The organism is Stenotrophomonas sp. P5_A8 (assembly GCF_056400545.1).
Genome location: NZ_JBFULB010000101.1, coordinates 1 through 12,279, shown reverse-complemented (window position 1 = coordinate 12,279; position 12,279 = coordinate 1). Strand labels below are relative to the sequence as shown.

Genomic DNA, 12,279 nt, shown 5'->3' with positions numbered 1-12,279 from the left:
CAACCAGGGCCAGGCCCCGGGCACCCTGCTGGCAGCCTCGCGCGACGGCATCGACATCGCCTGCGGGCAAGGCGCGCTGCGCCTGCGCGTGCTGCAGCGCGAGGGGGGCAAGGCGATCACCGCCGCCGACTACCTCAATGCGCGCCGTGACCTGGTCGTGGGCGCCTGAGATGACCCAGACCCGTGACAACAAGGCGGCCCCGCGCGCGGCCATGGCACCGGGCGTGCCTACCCGGGTGCTCGCCGCCAAGGTCCTGGCCCAGGTGATCGGCCGTGGCCGCTCGCTCAAGGCCGAGCTGACCCAGGCCTTGCCGCAGCTGGATGACAGCCGCGACCGTGCGCTGCTGGAGGCGCTGTGCTTTGCCGTGCTGCGCCGTCGTGGTGCATACGATGCAGCTCTGGCGCAGTGGATGCAGCGGCCGTTGAGCGTGCGCGAGGACGAGCTGCGTGCCCTGTTGCTGGTCGGTTTCGCCCAGCTCGATGCCCTGGATCTTCCGGCCCACGCGGCGTTGTCGGCGACGGTGGAAGCGGCGCGGGCGATGGGCCGCGACCGCCAGGCCGGCATGGTCAACGCCCTGCTGCGCCGCGCCCAGCGCGATGGCATCCCGCGTGCGCCGGCGCGCGATGCGTTCCCGGACTGGCTGGCGGCAAAGGTCGAGCAGGACTGGCCGGAACAGGCCGACGCCGTGTTCAGTGCCAGCCTGGTGGCCGCGCCCCTGTGGCTGCGGGTCAACCGCCAGCACGGCACCCGCGAAAGCATGCTCGAGCAACTGGCGGCCGCCGGCATTGCCGCCGAGACCTCGGCGCTGGGCAGCGATGCGATCTGCCTGCCGGTGCCGGTGGCGGTATCGGCGCTGCCCGGGTTCGCCGAGGGCGCGTTGTCGGTGCAGGACCTGTCGGCCCAGCAGGTCGCCGACGCCCTGGCGCCGCGTACCGGCGCGCGGGTGCTCRATGCCTGCGCCGCCCCCGGTGGCAAGTCCGCGCACCTGCTCGAGCGCGATCCGACCCTGCAGCTGCTGGCACTGGACATCGATCCGCGCCGGCTCAAGCGCATCAGCGAGACCTTCGTGCGCACCGGCGTCGGTGCGCAGGCACAGGTGCTGGCCGCCGACGCCACCGATCCGGACAGCTGGTGGGACGGCCAACCCTTCGACTGCATCCTGCTGGACGCACCGTGCTCGGCCACCGGCATCATCCGCCGCCAGCCCGACGTGCTGCTGCACCGCCGCGCGACCGATATCGAGGCGCTGGTCGCGCTGCAGGCGCGCCTGTTGGATGCGTGCTTCCGGATGCTCGCCCCCGGCGGCACCCTGCTGTATGCGACATGCTCGATCCTGCGCGAAGAAAACCAATTCCAGGTCGAAGACTTCCTCCAGCGCACCCCCCGCGCAGGCTTCCTGCCATTGGATGAACGCTTCGGCCACGACTCGTGGGCCGGGCGCCAGCGCCTGCCCGGTGAAGAAGGTGCAGACGGCTTCTTCTACGCGCGTCTGCTAAAAAAGGGCTGATCCAATACCGCCAGACATGCGCCCCATGCTCAATACCCGTGCGTCCCGAGAGTTCTGGTTGCTTGCGTTGATGGCCTTGCTGGTTCTCGGAACCGGCCTGGGCATGCGTGATCCCTGGCCCTCGGACGAGCCGCGCTTTGCGCTGGTCGCCAAGCAGATGGTGCTCAGCGGCGACTGGCTGTTCCCCCATCGCGGCACCGAGCTGTATTCAGACAAGCCTCCCATGCTGATGTGGGCCCAGGCGCTGTTCTACAGCGTTTTCGGCAACTGGCGGGTGGCCTTCCTGCTGCCGTCGCTGCTGGCCGCGCTGGGCACCCTGGCCTGCGTGTACGACCTCGGCCGCCGGCTGTGGACCCGTCGGGTCGGGCTGTATGCGGCCTGGGCGCTGTTGTTCGCGGTGCAGTTCACCTTCCAGGCCAAGAAGGCGCAGATCGATCCGCTGGTGGTGTTCTTCATCACCCTGGCCAACTATGGCCTGCTGCGCCACCTGCTCTGCGGGCCGGCGTGGCGGTGGTGGTGGCTGGGCTGGTTCGCCGCCGGGCTGGGGGTGATCACCAAGGGCGTGGGGGTGATCGCGCTGCTGATGATCCTGCCGGCCGCGCTGGCCTCGGTGCTGGGTTGGCCGCGGGTGCGGCTGCACGTGCGCGACTGGCGCTTCTGGCTGGGGCCGCTGGCGTTCGCGCTGGCGGTGCTGCTGTGGCTGCTGCCGATGGTGCTGGCTGCCACCGGCAGTGGTTCGGCCGAGTACCGCAGCTACATGGACGACATCCTGTTCCGGCAGACCGCCAAGCGCTATGCGCAGTCCTGGGACCACCACCAGCCGTGGTGGTACTTCCTGGGCACGATGCCGTCGATGTGGGTGCCGGCGTTCCTGGTCCTGCCGTGGGCGGTGCCGGCCTGGTGGCGGCGCCTGCGTCGGCGCGACCCGCGTTATCTGGTGCTGCTCGGCTGGTGGCTGTTGATCGTGCTGTTCTTCTCGATTCCACACGGCAAGCGCGATGTCTACATCCTGCCGTCACTGCCGATGTTCTGCCTGGCGCTGGCGCCGCTGTTGCCGGGGCTGCTGCGCCGTCGCGGCGTGCAGTGGTTGCTGGGCGGCTTCGTCGCTCTGCTGGCGCTGGGCCTGCTCGGCGCCGGTAGTGCGATGCTGACCGGCCAGCCCGGTTTTGAGAGCAAGCTGATCGTGGAGCGCGGCATCGATACCGCGCTGACGTCCGCGCTGGGCTGGGTGGGCGTGGCGCTGGGCTGCTGGGCGGTAATGAGCCTGTGCGTGGCCGGGGCGCGCCGTTTCCATCTGGCCGTGGTGGCCACGTTGGCCATGGCCTGGGTCGCCTTCGGCCTGGTCGGCTATCCGCTGTTCAACGATTCCAGTTCCGCACGCGGGTTGATGCAGCACATCGGCCAGCGCATCGGCAGCGACGGTGAACTGGGGCTGGTGGCATGGAAAGAGCAGAACCTGCTGATGGCCGATCGGCCCGCCACCACGTTCGGCTTCAACCGACGTTGGGACCGGCAGCTGCGCGATGGCGTGGCCTGGCAGGCGGCCGAGCCGGCGCGGCGATGGCTGGTGGTGCAGGAGGATGCGCTGCTGGGCTGCGTGGATCGCGATACGGCCGAGCTGGCCGGGGTCGCCAACCGTCGCCGTTGGTGGCTGGTGAAGGCCAGCGACATCCACGGCCCGTGCGAGGCGACTTCCGCCGAGGCCGAGCGCGAACGCGCGCTGCACAGGATCGATGGCGATGAGGATTGAGACGCATAATGGGGCGCGCGCTGCCCAGCGCGTGCGCCATGCCCGTGGACGCCGGTCGCGTCCGAGGATGCCAGGGGCACGCATGCCTGTGTGTGGTCGAGAGTGGCAATGAAACACAACACCGTGTCCCCGCTGTCCGATGTTTCCCTGCCGCCGCTGCAGGGGCGGGGTCGGATTGCCCATCAGATGGCCAACGTCGGGCTGTTCTGCCTGCCGGCGCTGATCCTGACCGTGCCGCAGAACCTGCTGCCCTACGGCATCGTGCTGCTGCTCAGCACCCTGTTGGCGCCGGAGCTGCTGTGGCGTGCGCGGCACCTGGCCGGACGGCCGGTGATGGCCTTGACCTGGATGATGCTGGCCGCGATCGGTCTTGCGCTGCTGTCGATGTATCTGTTCAACCAGGGCCTGCGCGACATCGACAACCGCTCGCGGTTTGCGGTGATTCCGTGGTTGGCGCTGTGGGTCTGCGCGTTCCGGCCGGAACTGCGCTGGCTATGGGCGGGATCGCTGGTCGGCCTGCTCGGCACCATGGTGCTGGCGATCATGCAGGTTGCCGGCGGCGCGCCACGGGCCGACCTGAGCACCAATGCCATCGTGCTGGCCGACATCGTGCTGGTGCTGATGGTGCTGCTGGTGTTCTGCCGTCCACACCGGCGCTGGAGCTGGGTGATCGTGGGCATGGTCGCCGGCTGCGTAACCATCGTGCTCAGTGGCAGCCGCGGGGTGTGGCTGGCATTGCTGGCGCTGTTGGCGGTGATGGCGATGAGCCTGCGCTGGCGCACCGGGCCGGCGCGCCTTGGGGTGTTGACGGGCCTGATGGCAATCGCCGCCGCGCTGGCCCTGACCATCCCGAGCCTGCGCGAGCAGGTGCGCCTGACCGAACTCCAGCGCGACGTGGTGCGGATGGAGCGGGGCGACAGTGACTCCTCCGCCGGCGCCCGCGTGGAACGGCTGCAGGTGGCCTACGAGACCTTCATCGACCATCCCCTGACCGGGGTGGGCATCGGCCACTTCGACAGCGCGATGCAGCGCCTGCCGGTGTGCCGCGACGATCCCAGCGAACTGCGCTGCCATCTGGGCCATGCGCATAACGATTTGGCCGAGTGGTCGGCCACGCAGGGAATCCCGGGGCTGCTGCTGTTGCTGGCGGTCTATGGGGTGCCGCTGTGGGTGTTCGCGGGTCTGCACCGCCGCAGCGGCCAGAGCACCTTCCGTGGGCCGGCGGCGGCCGGGATCATGATCGTGGTGGCCTACGTGCTGTGCGGGATAACCCAGTCGATGTTCGCCCACCAGATCACCGCCAGCTTCTACGTGACCATCGTGGCGCTGCTGGCCGGCCTGTCGGTGATGCAGGGCCATGTACACCGGCAGGCGCTGGCCCAGGCGGGCGCCCGGGCTCAGTCGCCGGGCTGATCACGCGGCGGGTCGCTGACCGGCTGCCCGTGCTGGAGCATCCACAGCATGATGGTCTTCTGGCGCACGTAGTTGGCGCGCACGTAGGCATACACCAGACCGTGCCAGCCATCGCGGAAGCCGCCGCGCAGCAGCAACCCGCGCCAGAACCGCCAGGCCGGCGCCAGCACCAGCTTGGCCAGGGTGGCGCGCTTGCCGCGCGCGAATTCGTGCTCGGCCATCATCCGCGCGTAGCGCTGGGTCTTGCTCAACTGCTGCTCCAGCGAGCGGTACGGATAGTGGATGAGGTCGCCGCGCAGCACGCCGACGCTGCCATCGACGCTGGCCGCTTCGTGGATCTCGCGCTTGCCGCGCCAGCCGCCGTGGCGACGGTCGAACAGGCGTAGCACGCGATCGGGGTAGGCGTTGCCGTGGCGCAGGAATTTGCCGAAGTAGTCGGACAACCGCGCGAAGCGGTAGCCATGGTGGCCGGCGAAGCCGCCGGCCTGGGCGGCGAGGATTGCCGCGCGCAGGTCGTCGCTGATGCGCTCGTCCGCGTCCAGGCACAGCACCCAGTCATGGCTGGCCTGGGCCACGCAGAAGGCCTTCTGGCTGCGGAAGCCGTCGAAGGGCCGCTGCAGCACCTTGGCCCCGGCCGCGGTCGCAATCGCCACGGTGGCATCGGTGGAGTACGAGTCCACCACGATGATCTCGTCGCAGAAGGCCAGCGAGGCCAGGCAGTCGCCGATGCGGTCGGCTTCATTGAACGCGATAATGCAGGCCGAGATGCGAGGCCGTTCAGTGGGAGCGGTCGTGGAGGACATGATGGCCGAGTACCTGCTGTTTGCGACGGAGCGTTATGCGCTGCCCATTCTCGCCCCACTGGCCCAGGCGTTGCACGCGTCCGGTCAATCGGTGTCGGCCTGGTTCGCCGACGGGGCTGCCGGATCGCAGCTGCCGGGCGTGCCCAACGTGGATCTCCGGCAGGCGCTGGCGCTGCGCCCGCGGGCGGTGTTCAGCGCCGCCAACTGGGTGCCGCCGTTCATCGCCGGGGCCAAGGTGCAGGTCTTCCATGGCTTCAACGTGCAGAAGCGCGACAGCGCGCGCGGCCATTTCCGCGTGCGCGGCTTGTTCGACCTGTACTGCACGCAGGGGCCGGCCACCACCGATCCGTTCCGCGAGCTGGCGTCGCGCGAGGGTCACTTCGCCGTGGCGCAGACCGGCTGGCCGAAGCTGGACCCGCTGTTCCGCGACGATGGCGGGGCCAGTGCCGCATTGCGGGCAACGGCTGCCGGCCGCCCGGTGATCCTGTTCGGCTCGACCTTCACCGAGCGCCTGAGCGCGGCGCCGCACCTGTACGCGCCTATTGCCGCCGACATCGCGCGCGGCGAGCGCTACTGGCTGCTGACCCTGCATCCCAAGTGCAGCGCGGACCTGTTCGCGCGTTATCGCGCGCTGGCCGGCGACAACGCCGCCTTCATCGAACCGGAGCAGGTGATGGCCGCGCAGCGCGCCGCCGACGTGCTGGTATCGGACACCTCCTCGATCGTGTCCGAGTTCGTGGTGCAGCACAAACCGGTGGTGACCTTCCGCAACCGCGTGCCGCAGCCGCACATGATCGACTTCGACGATGCGAGTGCCTTGCCGGCGATGCTGGACCGCGCCCTGGCGCCGGAACCGGCGTTGATGGCCGAGATCCGGCGTTATGCCGACACCATCCATCCGTACCGCGACGGGTATTCGAGCGAGCGGGTGATCGCGGCCACCGAGGATTTCCTGTCCGGCGAACTGGGCACGCTCAAGCACAAGCCGTTCGGCGCGTGGACGCGGGGGCTGCAGATCCGCCGGGAGCTGGGGTATTGGGGGCCGGCAAAGCGTTGAGGGGGGGGCACGCGCGGCGTGGCGGTTCCGGGGCAGTGGGGTGGAGGGCTGCCACGCATGGCGTGGCACTACCCGGACGGGCTGCCACGCAGGGCGTTGCCAAGCCCCTCGATGGTGGGTTTCCGCGCGCGGCGTGGCATTACCCGCGCGCCGGAGTCGTTTGGGTAGAGCCACGCCATGCGTGGCTGCGCTCCTACCAGTGCAGGCGACGCCGGGCCAATGCCTTGCCCAGCTGCGCGTGCACCGCGCGCGCGTCGGCTTCGGGCAGGTAGCGCAGGCACAGCGCGATGCTGCCGCTGGCGCCGGCGGTGTCCAGCCACACGCTGGCGGTGCCCAGTAAACGGTCCAGGGGGGAACGCGACAGGCGCAGGCTCTGCAGCTTGTCCAACTCGGCGAACCGCCACCAGCGCTGCCACCAGCCGCCGCGCACCGCCACGTACTGGTCGTCCAGGTGATAGCCGATGCGCGCCATCTGGCGGTGCGCGCGGAACGCCGACCACGGCAGCCACAAGAGGATCAACGCACCGCCCGGGTAACCGTTCCAGACCGCAGCGGCGGCGACCACCGGCAGCCACACAAACGCGCCCAGGCTCAGCCGCCACCAGCCGCGCTGCTGCACCGGCTGCCAGCGCGCAGGCGGCCACTCCAGCTGCGGCAGCAGGTGCTGCACCAGTGCGTCGCAGGCCTGCGGGGTGGCCAGCGGGGCCAGCTCGCGCAGGTCGCGGCGCTCGTTGTCCACGGCGGCGCCGGCGGCGATATCGATGCGCAGGTGGCGTCGCCCTGCCCAACGCTGCAGCGTGCTTTCGCGCAGCGTCCAGGCCTGGATGCGTCGCCGCGCGACGCTGCTGCGCAGGCGCGTGAGCAGGCCGCTGACCACGGTCAGGCGGCGCTCGTGTTCGCTGAGCTGGAAGCCGTAATAGCGCAGCAGCGCCAGCACCACCGACAGTACCCGCAGCATCAGCCAGAAGCCGATCACCATCACGACCGCGACGACCGCCCACACCCAGGTGGCCGGATGCAGGTGGCTGGCATAACCGAAGGCCTGGCGGCCACCCTGCTCGATCGCGTCGGACACCGTGCCGCGCGGGAAGAACTGGTAGCTGGCACCGAAGGCGGCCAGTACCACCACCCAGCCACGGTTGGAGAGCAGGCCGAGACGCACCACGTCCCAAAGGCTCAGCCGCAGCAGTACGTCGTCGATGGGCGCTGCCGGTGCGTTCTCGTTGCCGGTTGGCGTTGCTACGGCGTCCGCTTCCTGCCCGCGATGGCGCACCAGCTGTTCCAGCGCCAGCGCCTGGGACAGCTTCAACACCCGCATTTCTGCTTCCGGCCGATGACCGCCGGCCGATTCCAGGCGCAGTTCGGCCACGCCGAACAGGCGGTGCAGCGGGTTCTGGTGGACCACGACATTGTGGATGCGCGCGAACGGGATCTCGCGCCGGTTGCGCGAGATCACCCCGCTGCGCACGCTGATGCCGTCGCGGCCGATCCGGTAGCGGTAGGTCAGGTATTGCAGGATCGAAATGCCCACCAGCACCGCGATGACGATCAGCGCCGCCAGGTAGGACCACATCTCGTCGCGGTCGCCCCGGTTGCCGAACACCACCAGCGCCACCAGCGGCAGCAGGAACTGGCGCAGCTGCATCAGCAGCACGAACAACCACGACCACGGATGCAGACGCTGCTCCTGCGGGGCAGCGACCGACGCCTCAGCGAGCGGTGGCGGCGTACTCACAGCGCGTCGTCGTCGCGGTCGAGTTGATGGGCGAGGGTGTCGCGCAGGTGTTCGGCATCGTCGGCGTCGAGCCCGCTCAGGGTCACCGCGCTGAAGCGGCTGCCGGCGGTGTGCACCACCAGCGTGGCCAGTCGCGCGCTGCGTTCGATCGGCCCGCGGCGCAGGTCAAGGTGCTGCACGCGTGAGATCGGCACGCGGGTTTCCAGCTGCCACATCAGGTCGCGGCGCACGCCCAGGCCCTGGTCGTCCAGCCGCCAGTATGTGCGCCGCTGGCGGCGGAAGCCGAAGCCCGCGCCGATCAGCGCACCGAGCACCAGCATGCCGGCAGCGCCGAGCCAGCGCATCGGCAGGTCCAGCACCACCCAACCTGCGGCCAATACGCCGCCGATGAGCAGCGCACCGGAGATCGCACCGGCGGCGGCGGCGATGCTGGCCGCGCGCAGTGGCAGCGGCTGCCAGTCGGCGCTGGCGGGCAACGGTGGCAACGCCGGAAGCGGTGGCGGGGTGGCGAACGCAGGGGTAACGATGGTGTCGGGCAAGGCAGGGTGCTCGGCAGGGGGAACATGCCGGGCGTCGTCCCTTTGGTGGTGCGCCCGTCGCGCTGACGGTAGCAGGTTGCCGCGCGCTATTGCGCGGCCTGGATCAGCGCGTCCACGTCGAGCAGATGCCCGGCACGCTCGGCTTTGGTACGCAGGTACTGCTCGTTCTCGACCGTGATGTCGCCGGTCACCGGCACGCAGTCGACCACGTCGATGCCGGCGTTGCGCAGGCGCTGGGCCTTGGTCGGGTTGTTGCTGAGCAGCTGCACGCGGTGCACGCCCAGCCCCTGCAGCATCGCCACCGCGCTGCCGTAGCGACGCTCGTCGGCGCCGAAGCCCAGCTGCGCATCGGCGTCGATGGTGTCCAGTCCGTCGTGCTGGTAACCGTAAGCGCGCATCTTGGCGGCGATGCCGGTGCCGCGCCCTTCCTGGTCCAGGTACAGCAGCACGCCACCGCCCAGTTCCTTGAGCTTGCGCAGGCCGCGCCGCAGCTGGTCGCCGCAGTCGCACTTGAGCGAGCCGAACAGGTCGCCGGTCAGGCACGAGGAATGCACCCGGACCGGCACCACGCCGGACAGGTCCGGGGTGCCGACAATCACCGCCACCTGGTCGCGCTGGGCGACGCCGCCGCGGAACACCGCGAACTCGGTCATGCCCACCTCGCGCAGCGGCACCGGCGAGCGTGCCACCAGCTCATAGGCATGCGCGGCTTGCTCGGCGCCCTGGCTGAGGTCGCACAGCGACACCTGCGCGCAGCCGTCGAAGCGGCTGTCATCGGCGTCCAGCAACACCCCGACCATGGCCGGCAGCAACAGGCCCAGCCGCGCCACTTCCACCGCGCCGTCGTCGAGTGCCTGGCCGGCACTCCAGCCTGGCGGCATTGCCTCGGGTTCGCGCAGGTAGCTCAGCGAGGGCAGGGCATCGAAATCGATCCCGGCCAGCGGCACGCGCGCGCCGTGTTCGGCAGTGACCCCCAGCACCCGCGCGCGGGTGGCGGTGAGGAACAGGTAGTGGCGGTCAGCGGCGGCCTGGGCGAAAGCGCCGAAGCTGCTGCGGGTGCTGCTGTCCAGGGCGATGAAAGCCAGCCGCTGGCCGTGGCCGTCGTCGATCACCACCGGGCGGCCGGCACGCAGCTCGGCAACCGCGCGTTCGCAGCGGATCGCGGCCGGGTCGCCGAACAGGGAAGAGGCAGCATCGGACATGGCAGGGGCCGTGGGGGACATCATGGCTTTCACAGTGGGGACGGGTGGCACCGATTCCAATCGCGACAGGGACGCGACAGAGCGTCGCGCTCAGTGCGGGTGTTCTTCGGTGGCATACGGATCGACCTCGCCGCTTTCCGGCGGGCGCAGGGTGTAGCGCTTGTAGGTCCACAGGTACTGGGTCGGATCGCGGCGGGCGATCCGCTCGATGCCGGCGTTGAGGGCGGTCGCGGCGGTGCGCGGGTCCGGGTCGGCGACCTCGGGCGGGGCTGGCTCGATATGCAGGGCGAACTGCATGTCCGGGCCGATCCGTTCGCACCAACCGTACAGTACGGTGGCCCCGGTGCGTTCGGCCAGCCGGTTGACCAGGGTCATGGTCAGCGCCTCGACGCCGAAGAACGGCGCGAACACCCCGTCACCGGCCTTGGGTTGCTGGTCGGGCAGGATCCCGGTGGCGCCGCCCTCCTTGAGTACCTTGAACAGCTGGCGCACCGCCGGCCCTTCGGCACGCACCTGGCGCACGTTGTCGCCGCCGCGGACCAGTTGCAGGAACGCATCGCCCACCGCCTCGTCAGGCGCCTTGTAGACGATGGCGATCGGACCGCGCGAGGCCAGCCACTGGTTCAACAACTCCCAGTTGCCGTGGTGCGGGGCGGCCACGATCACGCCCTTGCCGGCCGCCAGCGCGGCGTCGTACAGCGCCTCGCCATGGCGTTCGACCAGGCAGGCCAGGTTCGCTTCACGCGGACGGGTCCACAGACGCAGGGTCTCCACCGCCTGCATCGCCGTGGAGCGCAGCACCTGCCGGTGCATCACCGCGCGCTGGGCATCGGTCAGTTCGGGGAAGGCCAGTTCCAGATTGCGCCGGGTGACCCGACTCTCACGGGCGTTGAGACGGATCCACAGGCCCGCCAGTGCGGCGCCGAAGCCTCGCAGCCAGGACCAGGGCAGGCGGGTGAACAGGGCGGCGGCGCGATAGGCCAGGCGGGCAGTGGTGTGCGGTTTCATCACTGCAAAGTCTAGCCGCTGGCGGCGAGCGTGTCGGCGCGCGGTCGCGTTAAGGTGGGCCGCCTTCAGTTGCGGAGCCGTGTCCATGCTTGTCCTGATCCAGCGCGTGAGCCACGCCAGTGTCCGCGTCGAGGACGCCATCGTCGGCCAGATCGGCCCCGGCCTGCTGGCGCTGGTGGGCATGGAGCCGGGCGATACCGAGGCCCAGATCACCCGGATGGCCGATCGCCTGCTCGGTTACCGTGTCTTTGGCGATGCGGCCGGAAAAATGAACCGATCACTCCGCGATACCGGCGGCGGGCTGCTGCTGGTCAGCCAGTTCACCCTGGCCGCCGACACCTCCAGCGGGATGCGGCCGGGCTTCAGTACCGCCGCGCCGCCACCGGAGGCTGAACGCGGATTCAATCGGCTGGTCGATATCTGCAGACAAAAACACGCCCCGGGGGTGGAAACCGGCCAGTTTGGTGCCCATATGGTTGTCAGCCTGGTCAACGATGGTCCAGTGACCTTCCTGCTCAGACCCTAGCCCCGGGACCACCGCCCGGGAACGCGGGGCGCCGGGCTGGTATAATGCTAGGTTCTATTCCCTCTCCCAGCCGGTGGCGCGAGCACTACATGGCCAACGAACGTCCTGCCCAGCAAAACGACATCAAGCTTCTGATCAGCAAGGGCCTGGAACAGGGCTACCTGACCTACGCCGAAGTCAATGACCACCTGCCCGACGACATCGTCGACCCGGAGCAGATCGAAGATATCATCGGCATGATCAACGGCATGGGCATTGATGTCCATGAAGTTGCGCCCGATGCAGAAACCCTGTTGCTCAACGATGGCAACACCGGCAACCGCGAAGTCGATGACACCGCGGCTGAAGAAGCTGCCGCCGCGCTGAGCGCGCTCGACACCGAAGGTGGCCGCACCACCGACCCGGTGCGCATGTACATGCGCGAAATGGGTACCGTCGAGCTGCTGACCCGCGAAGGCGAAATCGCCATCGCCAAGCGCATCGAAGAAGGTCTGGGCCAGGTCCAGGCCGCACTCGGTACCTTCCCGGTATCGGTGGAATCGCTGCTGGCCGACTACGACGCGCACAAGGAAGGCAAGAAGCGCCTGGCCGAAGTGATCGTCGGCTTCAACGACCTGGTCGAGGAAGTCCCGGCCCCGGCCGTGGCCGAAGACACCAGCGACGATGCCGAGGACGACGCCGACGACGAAGAAGACGGCGACGACGTTGAAGAAGAAGCCGGCCCGACCGGTCCGGACC

The 12,279-nt window shown here is 69.5% G+C and carries 11 protein-coding genes and 1 pseudogene; 7 read left to right on the top strand and 5 right to left on the bottom strand.

The window, feature by feature from the left end; all coding sequences use genetic code 11:
- From AC1DQP_RS09285 to AC1DQP_RS09270, 4 genes and pseudogenes are all read left to right on the top strand, one after another.
- Positions 1-169: pseudogene (locus AC1DQP_RS09285) on the top strand (methionyl-tRNA formyltransferase); the annotation flags it as partial.
- 1 nt (position 170) lies between these two features.
- Complete coding sequence (gene rsmB, locus AC1DQP_RS09280; RefSeq protein WP_478051462.1) at positions 171-1,508, top strand: 16S rRNA (cytosine(967)-C(5))-methyltransferase RsmB; 1,338 nt, start codon at positions 171-173, stop codon at positions 1,506-1,508.
- A gap of 25 nt (positions 1,509-1,533) precedes the next feature.
- The gene (locus AC1DQP_RS09275) at positions 1,534-3,258 is read left to right on the top strand and encodes an ArnT family glycosyltransferase (protein ID WP_457319289.1); all 1,725 of its coding nucleotides are present in this window, start codon (positions 1,534-1,536) and stop codon (positions 3,256-3,258) included.
- A gap of 108 nt (positions 3,259-3,366) precedes the next feature.
- Positions 3,367-4,671: an O-antigen ligase family protein gene (locus AC1DQP_RS09270; RefSeq protein WP_457319288.1), complete on the top strand. Its 1,305-nt coding sequence runs from the start codon at positions 3,367-3,369 to the stop codon at positions 4,669-4,671.
- On the opposite strand, the gene AC1DQP_RS09265 is transcribed toward AC1DQP_RS09270, so the two are convergent.
- The gene (locus AC1DQP_RS09265; RefSeq protein ID WP_256775930.1) at positions 4,656-5,474 is read right to left on the bottom strand and encodes a glycosyltransferase family 2 protein; all 819 of its coding nucleotides are present in this window, start codon (positions 5,472-5,474) and stop codon (positions 4,656-4,658) included. The two genes, AC1DQP_RS09270 and AC1DQP_RS09265, sit on opposite strands and share 16 nt — an antisense overlap.
- Here AC1DQP_RS09265 and AC1DQP_RS09260 point away from each other — a divergent pair.
- Entirely contained in the window at positions 5,473-6,531 is a 1,059-nt protein-coding gene (locus AC1DQP_RS09260; RefSeq protein ID WP_457319291.1) for a CDP-glycerol glycerophosphotransferase family protein, read from the top strand. The two genes, AC1DQP_RS09265 and AC1DQP_RS09260, sit on opposite strands and share 2 nt — an antisense overlap.
- A gap of 193 nt (positions 6,532-6,724) precedes the next feature.
- Here AC1DQP_RS09260 and AC1DQP_RS09255 read toward each other — a convergent pair whose 3' ends face one another.
- The 4 genes from AC1DQP_RS09255 to AC1DQP_RS09240 form a co-directional block, all read right to left on the bottom strand.
- Entirely contained in the window at positions 6,725-8,266 is a 1,542-nt protein-coding gene (locus AC1DQP_RS09255) for a PH domain-containing protein (RefSeq protein WP_457319287.1), read from the bottom strand.
- Complete coding sequence (locus AC1DQP_RS09250) at positions 8,263-8,805, bottom strand: PH domain-containing protein (RefSeq protein WP_478051461.1); 543 nt, start codon at positions 8,803-8,805, stop codon at positions 8,263-8,265. The genes AC1DQP_RS09255 and AC1DQP_RS09250 overlap by 4 nt, the downstream gene beginning before the upstream one ends.
- Positions 8,806-8,891: 86 nt before the next feature.
- Positions 8,892-10,028, bottom strand: coding sequence for a GTP cyclohydrolase II RibA (gene ribA, locus AC1DQP_RS09245; RefSeq protein WP_256775928.1), 1,137 nt, complete (start codon positions 10,026-10,028; stop codon positions 8,892-8,894).
- Positions 10,029-10,097: 69 nt separating this feature from the next.
- Positions 10,098-11,015 carry a lauroyl acyltransferase gene (locus tag AC1DQP_RS09240; RefSeq protein WP_457320264.1) on the bottom strand — a complete coding sequence of 306 codons (918 nt, stop codon included), beginning with the start codon at positions 11,013-11,015 and terminating at the stop codon, positions 10,098-10,100.
- 85 nt (positions 11,016-11,100) lie between these two features.
- Here AC1DQP_RS09240 and dtd point away from each other — a divergent pair, with 85 nt between their 5' ends.
- Both dtd and AC1DQP_RS09230 read left to right on the top strand, forming a co-directional pair.
- Positions 11,101-11,541, top strand: coding sequence for a D-aminoacyl-tRNA deacylase (gene dtd / locus AC1DQP_RS09235; protein ID WP_457320262.1), 441 nt, complete (start codon positions 11,101-11,103; stop codon positions 11,539-11,541).
- Positions 11,542-11,630: 89 nt separating this feature from the next.
- The coding region (locus AC1DQP_RS09230; protein WP_478051460.1) for an RNA polymerase sigma factor region1.1 domain-containing protein at positions 11,631-12,279 on the top strand (649 nt) is incomplete at its 3' end.

What these genes read in the sequence shown, in the direction of transcription:
- AC1DQP_RS09265 (WP_256775930.1), bottom strand. Translation starts at nt 5,474, where the DNA reads ATGTCCTCCACGACCGCTCCCACTGAACGGCCTCGCATCTCGGCCTGC.
- AC1DQP_RS09270 (WP_457319288.1), top strand. Translation starts at nt 3,367, where the DNA reads ATGAAACACAACACCGTGTCCCCGCTGTCCGATGTTTCCCTGCCGCCG.
- AC1DQP_RS09260 (WP_457319291.1), top strand. Translation starts at nt 5,473, where the DNA reads ATGATGGCCGAGTACCTGCTGTTTGCGACGGAGCGTTATGCGCTGCCC.
- ribA (WP_256775928.1), bottom strand. Translation starts at nt 10,028, where the DNA reads ATGTCCCCCACGGCCCCTGCCATGTCCGATGCTGCCTCTTCCCTGTTC.
- AC1DQP_RS09240 (WP_457320264.1), bottom strand. Translation starts at nt 11,015, where the DNA reads ATGAAACCGCACACCACTGCCCGCCTGGCCTATCGCGCCGCCGCCCTG.
- dtd (WP_457320262.1), top strand. Translation starts at nt 11,101, where the DNA reads ATGCTTGTCCTGATCCAGCGCGTGAGCCACGCCAGTGTCCGCGTCGAG.
- AC1DQP_RS09275 (WP_457319289.1), top strand. Translation starts at nt 1,534, where the DNA reads ATGCTCAATACCCGTGCGTCCCGAGAGTTCTGGTTGCTTGCGTTGATG.